Source organism: Rhodococcus antarcticus (assembly GCF_026153295.1).
Lineage (GTDB): Bacteria > Actinomycetota > Actinomycetes > Mycobacteriales > Mycobacteriaceae > Rhodococcus_D > Rhodococcus_D antarcticus.
Window position 1 is genome coordinate 1,125,118 of sequence record NZ_CP110615.1, and the last position, 15,558, is coordinate 1,140,675.

The window sequence follows — 15,558 nt, forward strand, 5'->3', positions numbered from 1 at the left end:
CGGCGTCATGGTTGCGGGTCGCAACCTACCGGCTCGCGGGCCGGGCTTGTTCCTGGTCGATGAGCAGCAGCAGGTGACCGAGCGATCCGAGCAGGTGGCGGTTCACCTCCTGTGCCTCGACCATGGCCGGGAAGTGGTCGGCTACCCCGAGCGCTCCGAGCTGGGAGTAGGGCGGGGTGGCGGTGCCGTTCATCCTGGCCCGGGCGGTGGCCACGCTGTGCTCCTTGCGGATCGCGGCGATGCGCTCACGGAGGCGGTCGGCGCGGGCTCGGCTTGCGGCGGTGGCGGGCATTGCACCAGGATCGCGCCGGGCGCCCGGACGGTTCCAGGTCAGGGAGGTCCGGTGGTTGTGGGGGCTGGTTGTTCGGGGGTGAGTCCGAGGCGTCCGGCGAGCCAGTCCAAGCTGGCGACCAGTCCTGCGCGCCACGCTGCGAAGTCGTGCCCGCCCAGGACCTCCACGTACGAGACGTCCATCCCCGCCGCTTGCGACGCGGCGACGACCGCGCGAGCTTGCGGTCCGTAGACGTCGTCGTTCGCGCCAGCGGTGAGCACGCCGTGCACCGCGGGCGGGTTGCGGGCGATGACGTCCAGGGGGTTGACCGCCGTGAAGCGCGACTCGTCACCTCCGAAGGCAGCGGCCACGGTGGCGTCTCGTGTTCCCAGGGTGGGCTCCGACTGTCCCGACAGGTCCAGGAACGTTGGGTAGAGGTCGGGGTGGTTGACCGCGAGCTGCAGGGAGCAGGTCCCACCGTAGGACTGCCCGCCCACGGCCCAGTCGGCGTGGTCGGTGCTGACCTGCAGGTGGCTGCTGATCCAGGCGGGGACGTCCACGGACAGGTACGTGTCCAGCTGGCCCAGCGCGGAGTCCAGGCACAGCGGGTTCGCCAGCAGAGAACCGGTCCCGTCCGGTATCACCACCACCGGGGCGAGCCCGTCGTGCTGCGCCGCGTAGGCGTCCATGACACCCGCGAGCCCGACGTAGAGCACCCAGTCCGAGGGGGACCCGGGCTGGCCCGACAGCAGGACCAGGACGGGAAGCCGGGCTCGGGGCGTGCCGAGGTAGGCCGGCGGGAGGTACACCTGGGCGTCGCGTCCCTGGAACCCCGATGTCGTGCCAGGGATCGCCACGGTGGACACCCGGCCCGCGGCCGGGGTGGACAGGGGAGCGCGCCAGGTCGCCGACAGCGGCCGCCCGGAGACGACCTCGGTGGGCCCTGGCACCTTGGTGAAGTCGATCGATTGTCCCGGTGGGCGCCCCAGGGCCGCGGCGACGGTGGGAAAGGCGGCGAAGGCGGTGTTGACCCCGAAGACCGCCACCAGCACAACGGTGGGCACCGCGATCACCGTGACGGCCCACCCGAGAAGACCGTGGGAGCGGCGCAGCCGTGGCCCGGCCAGGAACACTGCCAACACGGCGCTCGCTGTCCAGGCGACCACGGGGGCGGGCAGCGGGTCGGGAAACGGCCGCCACACCCGGTCGACGACCACCACCGCCACCAGGGCCGCCCCCGCGGCAGCCGCCGCGGCCCGGGGCAGCGAACGGGTCAAGAACGAAGGATCGCGCGTACCGACCAGCCACACCCAGGCCAGCACGCCGACCGCGACCATGAGCAGCGGCACCCAGCCCGTCAGCAACGACAGCTCGCCCACTCGGTGCCGCAAAACGTGCACCCCACTTCAGCTCGATCTTGACCTCGAACCCCATCGGTCCGCGTACCAGCCAGTGTGGCCCCGGCGGCGTGGGCCAACCTGATCGGCGCGCGAAACAGCCGCGTCAGGTGGATCCCCACCGCGAGAAGCCGCCACGCCCCTGCCATCGAACACATGTTCGACGGCAGGGGCGTGGTATCGACGCCATGGGCAACGGCGTAGTCGTCGACCCACCCTTACGGATGATCCTGGACGGCCGCCCGCTTGCCCACCTGGCCTGGTTTCTGGCCTGGTCAACACCACGCTCTGCCGGACCCGATTCGGTTATCGGTCAGGCTGAGCGGAGCCGTGTCAGCTCACGATGGCCTGTATTGCTCCACCGGTCTCAACCACCCACGGGCTGTAGAGGCTGCCGTCCTTGGCCCACACCTCAGTGCCACGGAGAGCGGCGAGACGCTGTCCGGCGAGGCTGACGGAACTGGTTCCGTCGGTCTCGACGACCCAGGTGCTGAAAAGGTCTCCGTCCTTCATCATCAAGGTTCCGTTGTTCAGGACCACGCCGAGGCGGGCGGCAGACAGAACAACCTGGTGGGCGCCGGCCGTCTCCACGACCCAAGGGGCATAAAGTCCTCCCTCCTTGACGATCACAGTCCCGTCCGTGGTGACGACGCCGATGCGAGTGCCGTCTACCGAGGCCTGCGTCACCCCGGTCGCCTCCACCACCCAGGGCGCGTAGAGGTTGCCCTGCTTTACCATCAGGGTGCCGTCGGTGGTGAGGACCGCGACGCGGTCGCCTGAGAGCCCTATCGAACGTGCCCCGCTGGTCTCGGCCACCCAGCCCTGATAAAGGTTGCCTTCTTTCACGTACACGGAGCCATCGGTTCCTACTGCGCCAAGGCGGTTTGTAGTCACCGCGACGTGGGCGACACCGCCGCTTTCAGTGACCCAGCCCGCAGTGAGACCCCCCTCCTTGACCATCAGCAGACCAGTCTTGTCGACCACGGCCAGCCGTGTGCCCGCAGAACCGACCTCGACCCCGTTGCTGGTCTCGGTCACCCATGGCGCGGTGCGGCCACCCTCCCTGGCGTACACGAGCCCGTCGGTACCGAGCACGACCAGCCGAGGCGGGGGCGCCGGGAGACGCACGACACCACCGGGCAAGGCCAAGCGGGCCTCCTGGGTGACCACATCCGAGAGTGCCCCCCCGTAGCCGGGGCCCTGGGTGAGGATCGCCACCGCGAAGCGGTCACCGTTGACGACGCCAGTGGAGTTCTGCTCCGGCACCCCGGTGGGGGTGTCGTTGCCCCACCCCTGTTTGATGCCCGCTCCGGTGGTCGCGCTGGGGATACCGAAGAACTGGTAGAAGCCGTCCGAGCCGTAGGGCGTCGCGTTGTGGATTGCGTTGGACAGCCACGGCCACACCACGGGATCGGCGCGGACTGCTGCGTAGAACGACACCATCCCGTGCGCCGTCACCGGGGTCGCCCCCCAGTACCCCGCCTGGGGCGGTGGCGACCCGAGCCACGGGATCCCGTAGCGCTGCTCGACCCACGTGATGTTGGCGTCGCCGCCCGTGCGCCCGTAGAGAGTGTTCGCTGAGGCGTCATCGGACTGGGTGATCATCTTGTAGGCGGTGGTCTCGTTGAACCCACTCATGTTCCCGTCGGCAAGCAGGCGGGTGGCGATGAAGAGCTTGATGAGGGACTCCGAGGAGTACGTCGCGTCCGGGTCGCCCGCGGTCCAATACCCGCCGCTGTTCATGTCGAGCACGGCCACGGCCGAGCGGTAGCCCTGCTGATGGGCATACGCAACTGCGGCCGCGACGTCGTCGGGGGCGGCGCCCGCGGCGGCCGCTGCAGCCGCGGGGGTCGCCGTCACGGTCAGGGCCGTCACCAGGACCGCGGCGGCGGCAACAAATCGTGCCCTGAGGACCCCACCCTGCACTGCTACCACCCTTCGCCAGAAGCCTTCGTAAAGTTTGCGAATCTAGGCCATCAATGGGATCGGTCGCGGGGAGGGTCAGCCCCGTCCCACGCCTGTGACCCAGTTATGGCCGTCCGGCTCTGCGGTGACCGTGACCGTGAGGCGACCTCGTCGCCCGTCATAGACGAACACCGACGTGCTGCTGGCGGACTCATTGAGGGTATAGGCGCTTCCCTTGGTGCCCGTCACCAGCAGCCCCCGGCTGGTGTCCTCGGGCACCGTCCCGGGATAGACGCACGCGGTGGCCTGCGCGAGCTGGCCTGAGCTCAGCGCCCCTGTGTATGCGTCTGCAGTGTCTCGGGGCTGCTCAGCTGCCTGGCAAAGGAACTGCGGGATTGCCGCGGACAAGGCCGTGGATGTGCTCGCGGCTGGTCCACCGGGCTTCGGCACGGGAGAGCTGGTAGCGGGAAGGGTCGTCACCATGGTCGAGGGCGTGCTTCTCACCGTCGCTGCAGCGGTCGCAGACGGCGGCACCGAGTTGCCCGACATGGTCCCCGAGGTCCCCGGCGCGCACGCCGCGGCGAACACCGTCAGGACCACGGGAACGGCCCGATACAAGCGACAGGAGCGCGGCACCACCACAACCATGGCGCCACCCTTGCACAGGAACCCCTGCCGCCACCGGTGGACGGCCAAATGACGCCAGACAGCACGACAACCCGCCCACGGCAAGCGGCCCTAGGTGTGGCGCCCTTGCGCGGTTGGTCCCTGCGGCCCCTTGAGAGGTCGACGTCGGGCGTGGTCAGGGAGACGATCTCCCGGGCGCGCATCCCGGTCTCGGTCATCAGCCGCACGATCGCCTCGTCCCGGCCGTCCCGGAGTTCGCGGCCGGTGCACGCCTTCACCAGGGCCTCGAGCTCGTCCGACGTCAGCGACGGGGTGACCTTGGTGTCGAGCTTGGGCGGCTCGAGCATCAGCAGCACGTCGGTCTCCTGCTCACCCTCGTCGGTGAGCCACGCGGAGAAGCGGCGGATCGCAAGCTGGCGGGAGCGGGCGGGGGACGGCTCGGCGCCACCGTCGAGCAGGGCGGTGGTGAAGGCATTGCCCGTAGGGCGGTCCAGCACCGCGGGCACACCCTCGGTGTCGGCCCAGGCGAGGGAGCGGCGCACGCCGTCCCCGTAGGCCTTGAGCGTGGCGGGGCTCTTGCGCTCGGCCCGCAGGTGCAGCAGCCACGAGTCGGGCAGGGTGGAGACGTCCAGCGGTGGGGGAGGAGAGCGACGGGGCACAGGACTAACAGCGCTGTGCTTGTCTGCTCTCCTCCCCGTTACCTGCACCACCGCAGGTCAACCCACCGAGAGGTCCTGACCGCTAGTCCAGGTAGTCGCGCAGGACCTGGGACCGCGACGGGTGGCGCAGCTTCGACATCGTCTTGGACTCGATCTGCCGGATGCGCTCGCGGGTCACCCCGTACACCTGGCCGATCTCGTCCAGCGTGCGTGGCTGGCCGTCGGTGAGGCCGAAGCGAAGCCGCACCACGCCCGCCTCGCGCTCGCTCAGCGTCGCGAGGACCGACTGGAGCTGGTCCTGCAGCAGGGTGAAGCTCACCGCGTCCACGGCCACGACGGCCTCGGAGTCCTCGATGAAGTCACCGAGCTGGCTGTCACCCTCGTCGCCGATGGTCTGGTCGAGGCTGATGGGCTCCCGGGCGTACTGCTGGATCTCCAGCACCTTCTCCGGGGTGATGTCCATCTCCTTGGCCAGCTCCTCCGGCGTGGGTTCGCGGCCCAGGTCCTGGAGCAGCTCGCGCTGGATGCGCCCGAGCTTGTTGATGACCTCGACCATGTGCACCGGGATGCGGATGGTGCGGGCCTGGTCGGCCATGGCCCGGGTGATGGCCTGCCGGATCCACCAGGTGGCGTACGTGGAGAACTTGTAGCCCTTGGTGTAGTCGAACTTCTCGACGGCGCGGATCAGGCCGAGGTTGCCCTCCTGGATGAGGTCGAGGAACGCCATGCCACGACCGGTGTACCGCTTGGCCAGGGACACCACCAGGCGCAGGTTGGCCTCGAGCAGGTGGTTCTTGGCCCGGTTGCCGTCGCGGGTGATCCAGGTGAGGTCGCGGCGGACGGGGACGGTGAGCTTCTCGCCCTTCTCCGCCATGACCCGCATGCGCTCGACGGCGTAGAGCCCCGCCTCGATGCGCTTGGCCAGCTCGACCTCCTCCTCGGCGTTGAGGAGGGCGACCTTGCCGATCTGCTTGAGGTAGGCGCGGACCGAGTCGGCGGACGCGGTGAGCTCGGCGTCCTTGCGGGCCTGGCGCAGCGCCTCCGACTCCTCCTCGTCCCAGACGAAGTCTCCCGAGGCCTTGTCCTTGTCGGAGGGCTCGGTGTCGACCTCGTCCTTGTCGTCGTCGCCGGCAGCACCGACGGCCACGACCTCGACGACGTCGCTCTCGGGTGAGACGTCGGCGTCCGGGTCCACTACCAGGTCGGCAGCGGCCGACCCGGCGGCCAGGTCCACGACCTCGGCGGGGGCGGTCGTCTTCGCCGCTGGGCCCGCCGCGGGAGCGGCCTTGGCCGCAGCCTTGCGGGCCGGCGCCTTGGTGGCCGCACCCGGACTCTTGGTGGCGGTCGCCGCAGTTTTGGTGGTGGCGGTCGCCGCAGTCTTGGTGGCGGGAGACTTCTTCGCCGGGGCCCGCTTGGCGGGGGCCTTGGCGGCGGGCGCGGATGCGCTCGGAGCCTCTGCGGTCTTGCTGGTGCTGGTGGCTGCCACGTACGCCCTTTCGCGACGGTGTCGTGCGGCGTCACGCCGGGGGTGGTGGCCCCGGCGGAGAGGTCGTGTGGTCGGGCCGGCTCTTCAGCAGCGGCCCGGAAACCATTGTAACGACGTTTCGTACTGCTGCGGCGCAGGTCGCCCGCAGCACCCGGAGGCGGGTCAGGGGGCCACGCCCGTGGCCACCGCGACCGCGGCCCCCACGATGCCGGCGGTGTTCTCCAGGGTGGCCGGGACGACCTTCGTCCTGTTGTCCAGCAGCGGGATCCACTTGGCCGCCTTGCGGCTGACCCCACCGCCGGCGATGAACAGGTCCGGCCAGAGCAGGTTCTCCAGCGTCGTGAGCACCTGCGAGACGAGGGGGGCCCACTCCTTCCAGGAGAGGCCCTTGGTCTCCTTCACCGAGGCGGCGGCCCGGTGCTCGGCCTCCTTGCCGTCGACCTCGAGGTGGCCCAGCTCGGTGTTCGGCAGCAGCACCCCGTCCTGGATCACGGCCGAGCCGATGCCGGTGCCGAAGGTGAGCAGGATGACGACGCCGTCGACGTCCTTGCCCGCGCCGTAGAGGTTCTCGGCCATGCCGGCGGCGTCGGCGTCGTTCAGCACGGTGATGGTGCGCCCCGGCAGCACGCCCTGGAACAGCGCGACCGCGTCGGTGCCGATCCAGCCCGGGTCGACGTTGGCGGCGGTGCGGGCGGTGCCGGACTTGATGACGCAGGGCAGCGTGATCCCGACGGGGCCGTCCCAGTCGAACTGCCCGACGAGCTCGGCGACGGTGTCGGCCACCGCGTGCGGAGTGGCGGGCTGAGGGGTGTCGATGCGGACGCGGTCCCCCACGAGCTCCCCGGTGTCGAGGTCGACGATGCCGCCCTTGATGCCGCTGCCGCCGACGTCCACCCCGAACCCGCGGCTGCCGGGGGCGGGGGTGGTGGCGACGCCTGCGGCGGTCCGCGCGGTCCTGGCCGGGACCGCGCCCACTCCGGCCGCTCCCGGCGCAGCGTGCGGAACGTCTGCCTCGCTCATCGCGCTGGTCTCCTCCGTGGTCGGGCCGGGCGGCCGCGTCGTCCTGCTGCGCGGAACCCTAGTGGGGGTCCGCCCGGAGGTCGGTGTGTGCTGGGGTGGGGTGTGGACGACACCGGAAGCCCCAGCCCCGTCGAGCTCCGGGAGGTGGCCGTGCACCTCGCGACCACCGCGGCCGCACTCGTGCGACGTCGTCGCGAGGAGGTCTTCGGCCACGACGTGACGGGTGCGGTCACCGCGGCGGCCGGGAGCACCGCGACCAAGAGCACCGACACCGATCCCGTCACCGTGGTGGACACCGAGTCCGAGCGACTGCTCCGCACCGAGCTCGCCCGGCTGCGGCCCGACGACGCGGTGCTCGGCGAGGAGGACGGCGGCGACCCCGCGGCCACGGCGGGGCTGCGCTGGGTGCTCGACCCCGTCGACGGCACCGTGAACTTCCTCTACGGGCTGCCCGTGTACGCGGTCTCGGTGGGGGTGCAGCGCGACGGTGTGAGCGTGGCCGGCGCGGTGGTCGACGTGGTGGCGGGCCGGGTCTTCGCGGCGGCGCGCGGGGCGGGAGCCACGCTGGACGGGCGGCCGCTGCGGTGCACGGCGGTGACGCAGGCGCGGATGTCGCTGGTCGCCACCGGGTTCGCCTACGACCCCGCCCGCCGGGCGTTGCAGGGCGCCCTGCTCGCAGGGGTGCTGCCGCACGTGCGCGACGTGCGCCGCGCGGGGTCGGCCGCCCTGGACCTGTGCTCGGTGGCCGCGGGCTGGGTCGACGCGTACTACGAGCACGGCACCAACCCGTGGGACTGGGCCGCCGGCTCGCTCGTCGCCGAGGAGGCCGGGGCAGTGGTGCGCCTGCCGGAGCCGAGTGCGCTGAGCGCGGCCGGCCGGCTGGTGGTGGCTGCCGCACCCGGGGTGCACGCCGAGCTGGCCGCTCTGCTGGCCCGGCACGCTCCCGGGGGCCTGGAGCGCTGACCAGCCCGCGCCTCAGCAGTTCGCGTTGCTCGCAGCGTCCAGGCTCGCCTGGTCGATCGTGGCGGGGGTGCCCGGCGCTGCCGAGTTCAGCGCCGTCAGCACGGTCTGGGCGGCGGCGCTGGGGGTCACGGCGCTGAAGGTGGTCCCGAGGGCGAGGTCGACGACGGCATCGGCGCGAGCGTCCTGGACGAGCTCGGCGCAGGGCACGACGAGCGCCAGCGTGCGCGCCTGGGCGAGTCCGGCGGGGCCGAAGCGGATCTGGCCCACGCACTGCATGTTCTGGTCGGTGTAGATCGTGTCGTTGCCGCTGGGCTTGTCCGCCGCGGGCACGAAGCCGATCTGGGGCTGTGCGAGCTCGGCGGAGACGAGCCCCGCCTGGCCCCGCTGACCGTTCGCGTTGAGCACGCGCACGCTGGTGTCCCGCGGGGCGGCGGGCGCGGTCGCCTCGAGGGTGGTGCGGTTCACGGTGGTGCCGACCACCGGAGCAGCGGCGGCGGGGACGGCGGGATCACTGCTGGCCGACGGGGTCGGGGGGGCCGGGCAGGCGGACGCCCCGGCGACGGTGGCCTCGCTGCCGAGCACCTGGCGCCACACCACGCCCACCACCACGGCCAGCACGAGCAGGAGAACCAGGGCGGGGAGGCGCCGTCGCCGGCGGTAGCCACCCCGGCCCGTCGCGGTCTCCTCTGAGGTCGTCACCACCGTGTCGTCGGACCTTCCACTCTGCTGCGGCGACCGTGCGCCGTCCTGCCCGCCGCGCCGGGTGCGTCGCGGGCGCCCCAGCCTAGGGGCGCGGGCTCGTGCCCCGGCGCGGCCGCGCCGGGGCCCGGGTCACTCGAGCCCGTGGTCCAGCACGTGGTGGCCGAGGGCGACCAGCGGGTCGAGCGCGCCCTGCAGTCCGCGGCCGGTGCGGGCGTCGGCGGCGCCGGCGCTGGCGCGGGCCACCACCCCGGCGAGCACCACCGCGAGCTTGAACGCGCCGAAGCCGACGTAGAACGGGACCTGCTCGGCGAGCTGGTCGGGGTCGAGCGCCCGTCTCTGCGCGTACCGCGCCACCACCTCCGTGCGGGTGGGGAAGCCGGGCGCGCTGCTCGCGCTCGGCAGGTACTGCGCCGCGCTCCACGGCGGGCGCTCCTGCGCCTGGTGCCAGTACACGAGCAGCAGCCCGACGTCGGCCAGCGGGTCGCCGAGGGTGGACATCTCCCAGTCGAGCACGGCGCGCACCCGCGTGGGCTCGGCCCGGTCGAAGATCGTGTTCTCCAGCCGGTAGTCCCCGTGCACCACCGACACGGCGTCGGAGGTGGGCACGGCCGCGGCCAGGCGCTCACCCAGCCTGGTCAGCTCGGGGCGGTCGGCACCGGCACCGTCCGCGGCGCCGAAGGCCTCCCGCCAGGTCTCCCACTGGGTGCCCCACCGGCGCACCTGCCGGGTCATGAAGCCCGCGGGGCGGCCGAACTCCGCCAGGCCCACCGACGCGGGGTCCACGGCGTGCAGGTCGGCGAGCACGTCCACCACGGCGTTGCCCGCCGCCCAGCGCTGCTCGGGGGTGCTCACCCAGGGCTGCGTGGCCGAGCCGGGGGGCACCACGCCGTCCACGAGCTCCATGACGTAGAAGGGCGCGCCGAGGACGTCGCCGGTGGTCTCGGTGGCCAGCACGCGGGGGACCGGGACGGCGGTGTGCTCCAGCCCGGTGAGCACGCGCTGCTCGCGCCCCATGTCGTGCGCGGTGGCCGCCACCGAGCCCAGCGGCGGCCGCCGGAGCACGACGGAGCCGGCGGTGCTCGTCACCGAGTAGGTGAGGTTCGACCGCCCGTCGCCGATGGGGGCCACGCGGGACTCCGCCCACGCCGGGTCTCCCAGCTGCTGGGCCAGCCACGGGCCCACCACGGCCGGTGGGGCGCCGGCGGCGACGGTGTCGACGGCTCCGCCCGGGACGGTGTCGGCGGGCTGGTCGGGCGTCGTCGGCGACGTCGTGTCGTGGCTCACCGCCGCACCGTACAACCGCGCCCTCCGGCCGCCCGTGCCGCCCGGGTGTGCCCGTCGGCGAGGGCGGGTCCCGGTGGGCTATTGTCCAGCCGCCTCACGGGTCCGTGGGGCGTCCACGACCCCCTGCCCACCGGTGAGACGCACGTCACAGCAGCGCAGCTGCGACGGCGGGCACAACTACCCGTTCCCGCACGTTGTGCAGCCGCACGGCAGCGGAGCAGGGGCACGACCACCAGGCACGACCCACGCCGCCGGCCACCACCGGGACGGACCAGCCGTCGAGCCACCGGCGGGCCAGCACCACGCACGAGAACGCGCACCCGCGAGAGCACGCGCAGGACAGGGGTTTGAGGAACATGGCACAGGACTACGACGCTCCGCGTCGCACCGAGTCCGACGAGGTCTCGGAGGACTCGCTGGAGGAGCTCAAGGCCCGCCGCAACGAGGCGCAGTCCTCCGCGGTCGACGTCGACGAGACGGACACGGCGGAGTCGTTCGAGCTCCCCGGGGCCGATCTCTCGGGCGAGGAGCTCTCCGTCCGGGTGGTGCCCAAGCAGGCCGACGAGTTCACCTGCTCGAGCTGCTTCCTGGTCCACCACCGCAGCCGGTACGCCGGTGATCGGAAGGGTCTCGCGATCTGCCGGGACTGCGCCGCCTGAACTGACGCGACCGGTCGGTCAGGCGGGGCTGCCGGCCCCGTCGACCACGGTGACGCCCCCGGCCCGCAGCGCGCCCAGCAGGCGCTGCGGGTGCCGGGTGCTCAGGAGCCAGTAGGGCGTGGGGTCGTCGGGGTCGTCGAGCACCAGCAGCACCATCGTCGGCACGAAGGAGCGGTGCTGCACGAACGCCGACGGGTCGAGCTGGCGTCCGAGCGCCGCGCGCTTGGCCGAGGCGGGGACGGCGGCCGCCCGGGCCACCACGTCGAGCGGCAGGTGCGCCTGCCCCACCCGGAGCTCGCCCTCGGTCACCTGCACCCGCATGCGGCCGTAGCGGGCGATGAGCCACACGACCAGCGGCACGAGCACCACGTACGGCAACCACGCCTGCACGCCGGGGCTCCCCATGTGCACCTCGGCGGCGAGGATCAGCGTGGGGCCCAGCCCGGCCACCCACCACCACGCCGGCACGCTCAGCCGCTCGTCGTGCTGCGCCCCGGCGGGATCCGCCCCGTCGCGTGGCCCCGGCACCGTCGGCACGGTCAGCGGCGGAAGAGAAAGGTCAGCCATGGATCCCAGAGTAGTCTCGCCCGTCGTGCTCCCTTCCTCCGCCCGCGACGGCCTCCCGCTCGACGTGCCCGTGCGGGTGCTCGACGTGGAGCTCGGCCTGCCCCGGCGGGCCCGGGAGGGCGACGCCGGGCTGGACCTGCTGGCACGGACCGACGTCCGGCTCGAGCCGGGGGCGCGCGCCCTCGTGGGCACCGGGCTGGCACTTGCCCTGCCGGTCGGGACCGTGGGCCTCGTGCACCCGCGCTCGGGTCTCGCGGCCCGGGCCGGGCTGACGGTGCTGAACGCGCCGGGCACGGTCGACTCCGGCTACCGCGGTGAGGTCCTCGTCTGCCTGGTCAACCACGACTCGACGGAGGCCGTCCAGGTGCGCCGGGGCGACCGGATCGCACAGCTGCTCGTGCAGCGGGTCGAGGACGTGCGCCTGGTGCCGGTGGAGGAGCTGCCCGCGTCCGAGCGCGGGGAGCAGGGGCACGGGTCGAGCGGCGGGCACACCAGTCTCGTCGGCGGCGTGGGACCGGGAGGTCGGTGACGGTGTTCGGACGACGGAGCAAGAAGAACGGGGTGACCCCGGTCGACGAGCGGGCACCGCTGGGTGACCCGGGCGGCGAGCGGGACGCGTCCACCGACGAGGACGGTCCCGAGACCGGCCCCTGGGACAGCAGCGAGGTCGGACCACCCACCGAGGGAGAGGGTCGTCTGGACCTCGGCTCGGTCCGGGTGCCGATGCCCGAGGGTGGCCAGGTCCAGGTGGAGATGGAGACCTCCGGCTCGGTCCGCTCGGTGCACCTGGTGACGGCGGACGGGCGGATCACCGTGGCGGCCTTCGCGGCCCCGCGCAGTCCCGGCCAGTGGCGCGAGGTGGCCGCCGAGCTGTCCCAGGGCCTGCGTGCAGACCAGGCGCAGGTCACCGTGGAGGACGGCCCGTGGGGCCGTGAGGTGCTCGGCATCGGTCCCGGGGGGGCCATGCGCTTCCTCGGTGTAGACGGCCCGCGGTGGATGGTGCGCTGCGTGGCGTCCGGCCCGGCCTCCACCGTGGCTGCGCTGGCCGTGACGGCCCGTGAGGTGCTCGCCGACACGGTCGTGGTCCGTGGGGACGAGCCCCTGCCCGTGCGCACGACGCTGCCGGTCACGCTGCCCGCGGTGCTGGTGCAGCAGCTCGACGCGGCCCGGGCCCAGGCCGCCGAGCAGGCCGCCATGTCGGCGGCCGACCAGCAGACCGGGGACCCGGACGGCGGCTCCTCGGCGATGCAGCAGGCCGAGGGCGTGGCCCCCGGACCGCAGTAGCGCCCACCTGCTCGCGGATTCCTGCGCGGTGCTCGACCCGGCCGGGTGGGTGCACCCGGGGGGCGCTGGATCAGCCGGCGGTGCCGCCGGCCTGCTGCCACGCCCGGACGGCCGCGCGGCCCAGCGAACCGGGATCGGCACCGAGCTCGGCCAGGGTGACCAGCTCCAGCCGCGCCGCCGGGGCGGCCGTGGCCAGCTCCAGGGCCACCGCGAGCGGGTGCACCGGGTCGTCCACCGCGGCCACGAGGCCGATCGGGACGTCGAGGGCGGCGAGTGCGGTGACGGTGGGCGCGAGGTGTGCCGCCGCCTCGTCCAGCGCTGCGGGCAGGTGCGGCCACTGGCGGCTCCAGGCCCGGCGCAGCTCTGCGGCCAGCCACGGGGGTGAACCCGCCTGCACCTCGGCCAGGGCACCCTGCAGCCCCAGCTCCCGCAGCCGCGCGGCGCTGTGCGCGGCGAGCACGGCCGCTGCCGCGCCGGCGGGCGCACCCCACCAGGCGGGCAGGGCGAGCAGCAGCCCACAGGCGCGGCCCGGGTGCCGCAGCGCCCACCCGGCGGCCACCGCTGCGCCCAGGGACACCCCGCCGACGAGCAGCGGACCGGGCTCCGCCGCAGCCTCGTCCAGCGCCCGTCGGCCCGAGTCCGCGACCGCCGACGGGTCGGGTTCCACGGCCACCGCACGCGCGCCCACGGCGGACAGCGCAGCGGAGAACGCGCGGCCGAGGAACACCGCGTCGGAGCCGCTGCCGGGCAGCAGCAGGGCGCGCGTCGGCGGGGTGGCGGAATGCACCGGAGGAGTGTGCCCGTCGGTTGACACGGTCGGTGCGGGCGCGGCTACGCTGGCGCCTGCACCGACCGGACGCACCGGTCACCCCACCCGTGCCAGGAGCGCTCCCATGGCCAGCACCGCCGCCGGCTACTTCCGTCGTCTCGCACGACGCATCACCACCGACGTGGACACCCTGGACGCCCGCGAGATGTCGGAGACCTCCGAGGCCTCCGGCGCCCAGCGGGCCTGCGACTGCTCCCGTGGCGAGGAGGTCACGGTGCTGGGCCGGCTCCGCTCCGTCGAGGTCTGCCCGCAGGCCGCCGCGGCCACGCTGGAGGCCGAGCTCTTCGACGGCACCGAGGGTGTGACGCTGGTGTGGATCGGTCGTCGCCGCATTCCCGGCATCGAGCCCGGACGCACCATCCGCGTGCACGGGCGCCTCGCCGAGCGGGACGGCCGCAAGGTCCTCTACAACCCGGAGTACGAGCTGAAGTGCACGTCCTGAGCCGACCCGCGCGGTGCCCCTGGTGAGCGCGCCCCGCACCGACGGCTCCAGCACCGACGGCTCCAGCACCGACGGCCTCAACACCGAGGTCCGCGGCAAGACCATCCTCGAGCAGCTCGGGGGGGTCCCCGGGCTGGTCTCGTCCTCGCTACCGGTGCTCGTCTTCGTCATCGTCAACGCCGCCACCGGTCTGACGCCGGCCATCTGGTCGGCCGTCGGGGCCGGCACCGCGATCGCCGTGTGGCGGCTGGTGCGGCGGGAGGCCCTCCAGCCCGCGGTCTCCGGCCTCCTCGGGGTGGCCGTCGCCGCGTACGTCGCGCACCGCACCGGCTCCGCCAAGGGCTTCTTCCTGCTGGGGATCTGGACGAGCGTGCTGTACGGGAGCGCGTTCGTGGTGTCGGTGCTCGTCCGCTGGCCACTGGTCGGCGTCGCCTGGTCGCTGCTGAACGGGCACGGGTGGTCCTGGCGGCAGAGCCGGGAGGCCGTGCGCTCCTACGACGTCGCCTCGCTGGCGTGGGCGGTGCTGTTCTTCGCGCGCTTCGCCGTGCAGTACTGGTTGTACAACAGCGACCAGACGGGCTGGCTCGCCGCGGCCCGGATCGCCATGGGCTGGCCGCTGACCGGGGCGGTGCTGCTGCTCACGGTGTGGGTGGTGCGCCGTGGTGACCGGGCTGCAGCCGCGGCGGAGGAGACCGTTCGGGCGGCCGTGGACCCGCCGGACGTCGACGGGTGGACGCGCTAGCTCGTCAGCGCCGAGCGGATCTCGTCCTCGACGTCCGCCACGCAGACGAAGAACAGCTCGTCGCCCGGCTCCAGCGCGTCGTCGGCCTGGGGCACGATCACCCGTCCGCCGCGAATCACGGTCACCAGGGCTGCGTCGCGTGGCAGCACCACCGACTTCACGGCGCGTCCGGCCAGGGGGGTGTCCGGGGGCAGCGTCACCTCCACCAGGTTGGCCTGGCCCTGGCGGAAGGTCATCAGCCGCACCAGGTCGCCCACCGAGACGGCCTCCTCGACCAGCGCCGCCAGCATCCGGGGGGTGGAGACAGCGACGTCCACGCCCCACGCCTCGGTGTAGAGCCACTCGTTGCGGGGGTCGTTGACGCGAGCGACCACCCGGTGGACCGCGAACTCCGTCTTGGCCAGCAGGCTCACCACGAGGTTGACCTTGTCGTCCCCGGTGGCGGCGATGACGACGTCACAGTTCTGCACGCCTGCCTCCTCGAGGGAGGCGAGCTCGCAGGCGTCGGCGTTGACCCACTCCGCAGCGGGCACCGACTCGCCGTCGATGTGCGCCAGGTTGCGCTCGATGAGCATCACCTCGTGGCCGTTGTCGAGCAGCTCCCGGGCGATGGAGCGGCCCACGGCTCCGGCTCCGGCGATCGTCACCCTCATGCGTGCTGCTCCGTCCGTGGTCGGATGGCCGTTCCGGCGGCTGCGGTGGCCGTCGCTGCGGTCGTGGT

18 protein-coding genes are annotated in these 15,558 nt (G+C 73.1%); 6 read left to right on the forward strand and 12 right to left on the reverse strand.

Annotation, left to right across the window (positions count from 1 at the left end; genetic code table 11):
- Positions 1 to 25: 25 nt before the first annotated feature.
- From RHODO2019_RS05515 to ppgK, 7 genes are all read right to left on the reverse strand, one after another.
- On the reverse strand, positions 26 to 292 hold the full coding sequence (locus tag RHODO2019_RS05515) for a hypothetical protein (RefSeq protein ID WP_265383996.1): 267 nt from the start codon (positions 290 to 292) through the stop codon (positions 26 to 28).
- Positions 293 to 330: 38 nt separating this feature from the next.
- Entirely contained in the window at positions 331 to 1,671 is a 1,341-nt protein-coding gene (locus tag RHODO2019_RS05520; RefSeq protein ID WP_265383997.1) for an alpha/beta hydrolase, read from the reverse strand.
- A gap of 330 nt (positions 1,672 to 2,001) precedes the next feature.
- Positions 2,002 to 3,594 (reverse strand): serine hydrolase, encoded by a 1,593-nt coding sequence (locus RHODO2019_RS05525; protein ID WP_265383998.1) that lies wholly within the window; start codon positions 3,592 to 3,594, stop codon positions 2,002 to 2,004.
- A 75-nt stretch (positions 3,595 to 3,669) separates the two neighbouring features.
- Entirely contained in the window at positions 3,670 to 3,852 is a 183-nt protein-coding gene (locus RHODO2019_RS05530) for a hypothetical protein (protein WP_265383999.1), read from the reverse strand.
- Between the two features lie 311 nt (positions 3,853 to 4,163).
- Entirely contained in the window at positions 4,164 to 4,859 is a 696-nt protein-coding gene (locus tag RHODO2019_RS05535) for a tyrosine-type recombinase/integrase (RefSeq protein WP_265384000.1), read from the reverse strand.
- An 82-nt stretch (positions 4,860 to 4,941) separates the two neighbouring features.
- Positions 4,942 to 6,345, reverse strand: a complete 1,404-nt coding sequence (locus RHODO2019_RS05540; RefSeq protein ID WP_265384001.1) for an RNA polymerase sigma factor — start codon at positions 6,343 to 6,345, stop codon at positions 4,942 to 4,944.
- Positions 6,346 to 6,507: 162 nt separating this feature from the next.
- On the reverse strand, positions 6,508 to 7,320 hold the full coding sequence (gene ppgK / locus RHODO2019_RS05545) for a polyphosphate--glucose phosphotransferase (protein ID WP_435532201.1): 813 nt from the start codon (positions 7,318 to 7,320) through the stop codon (positions 6,508 to 6,510).
- Positions 7,321 to 7,467: 147 nt separating this feature from the next.
- On the opposite strand from ppgK, the gene RHODO2019_RS05550 reads away from it, so the two are divergent.
- Positions 7,468 to 8,328: an inositol monophosphatase family protein gene (locus RHODO2019_RS05550; RefSeq protein ID WP_265384003.1), complete on the forward strand. Its 861-nt coding sequence runs from the start codon at positions 7,468 to 7,470 to the stop codon at positions 8,326 to 8,328.
- A 12-nt stretch (positions 8,329 to 8,340) separates the two neighbouring features.
- Here RHODO2019_RS05550 and cei read toward each other — a convergent pair whose 3' ends face one another.
- Both cei and RHODO2019_RS05560 read right to left on the reverse strand, forming a co-directional pair.
- Positions 8,341 to 9,027, reverse strand: coding sequence for an envelope integrity protein Cei (gene cei, locus RHODO2019_RS05555; protein WP_265384004.1), 687 nt, complete (start codon positions 9,025 to 9,027; stop codon positions 8,341 to 8,343).
- Between the two features lie 132 nt (positions 9,028 to 9,159).
- The gene (locus RHODO2019_RS05560) at positions 9,160 to 10,314 is read right to left on the reverse strand and encodes a phosphotransferase family protein (protein ID WP_265384005.1); all 1,155 of its coding nucleotides are present in this window, start codon (positions 10,312 to 10,314) and stop codon (positions 9,160 to 9,162) included.
- A gap of 356 nt (positions 10,315 to 10,670) precedes the next feature.
- Here RHODO2019_RS05560 and RHODO2019_RS05565 point away from each other — a divergent pair, with 356 nt between their 5' ends.
- Complete coding sequence (locus RHODO2019_RS05565) at positions 10,671 to 10,973, forward strand: DUF4193 domain-containing protein (RefSeq protein ID WP_265384006.1); 303 nt, start codon at positions 10,671 to 10,673, stop codon at positions 10,971 to 10,973.
- Positions 10,974 to 10,991: 18 nt separating this feature from the next.
- Here RHODO2019_RS05565 and RHODO2019_RS05570 read toward each other — a convergent pair whose 3' ends face one another.
- Positions 10,992 to 11,540 carry a DUF3093 domain-containing protein gene (locus tag RHODO2019_RS05570; RefSeq protein WP_265384007.1) on the reverse strand — a complete coding sequence of 183 codons (549 nt, stop codon included), beginning with the start codon at positions 11,538 to 11,540 and terminating at the stop codon, positions 10,992 to 10,994.
- Here RHODO2019_RS05570 and dut point away from each other — a divergent pair.
- Positions 11,539 to 12,069 carry a dUTP diphosphatase gene (dut, locus tag RHODO2019_RS05575; RefSeq protein WP_265384008.1) on the forward strand — a complete coding sequence of 177 codons (531 nt, stop codon included), beginning with the start codon at positions 11,539 to 11,541 and terminating at the stop codon, positions 12,067 to 12,069. The genes RHODO2019_RS05570 and dut overlap by 2 nt on opposite strands.
- Before the next feature lie 2 nt (positions 12,070 to 12,071).
- Complete coding sequence (locus RHODO2019_RS05580; protein ID WP_265384009.1) at positions 12,072 to 12,824, forward strand: DUF3710 domain-containing protein; 753 nt, start codon at positions 12,072 to 12,074, stop codon at positions 12,822 to 12,824.
- 70 nt (positions 12,825 to 12,894) lie between these two features.
- On the opposite strand, the gene RHODO2019_RS05585 is transcribed toward RHODO2019_RS05580, so the two are convergent.
- Positions 12,895 to 13,611: an alpha/beta fold hydrolase gene (locus tag RHODO2019_RS05585; protein WP_265384010.1), complete on the reverse strand. Its 717-nt coding sequence runs from the start codon at positions 13,609 to 13,611 to the stop codon at positions 12,895 to 12,897.
- 106 nt (positions 13,612 to 13,717) lie between these two features.
- Between RHODO2019_RS05585 and RHODO2019_RS05590 the strand changes: the two genes are divergently transcribed.
- Positions 13,718 to 14,095, forward strand: coding sequence for an OB-fold nucleic acid binding domain-containing protein (locus tag RHODO2019_RS05590; protein ID WP_265384011.1), 378 nt, complete (start codon positions 13,718 to 13,720; stop codon positions 14,093 to 14,095).
- Between the two features lie 103 nt (positions 14,096 to 14,198).
- Positions 14,199 to 14,837 (forward strand): DUF3159 domain-containing protein, encoded by a 639-nt coding sequence (locus RHODO2019_RS05595; RefSeq protein ID WP_435532202.1) that lies wholly within the window; start codon positions 14,199 to 14,201, stop codon positions 14,835 to 14,837.
- Here RHODO2019_RS05595 and RHODO2019_RS05600 read toward each other — a convergent pair.
- Positions 14,834 to 15,490 (reverse strand): potassium channel family protein, encoded by a 657-nt coding sequence (locus RHODO2019_RS05600; RefSeq protein ID WP_265384013.1) that lies wholly within the window; start codon positions 15,488 to 15,490, stop codon positions 14,834 to 14,836. The two genes, RHODO2019_RS05595 and RHODO2019_RS05600, sit on opposite strands and share 4 nt — an antisense overlap.
- Between the last annotated feature and the right edge of the window lie 68 nt (positions 15,491 to 15,558).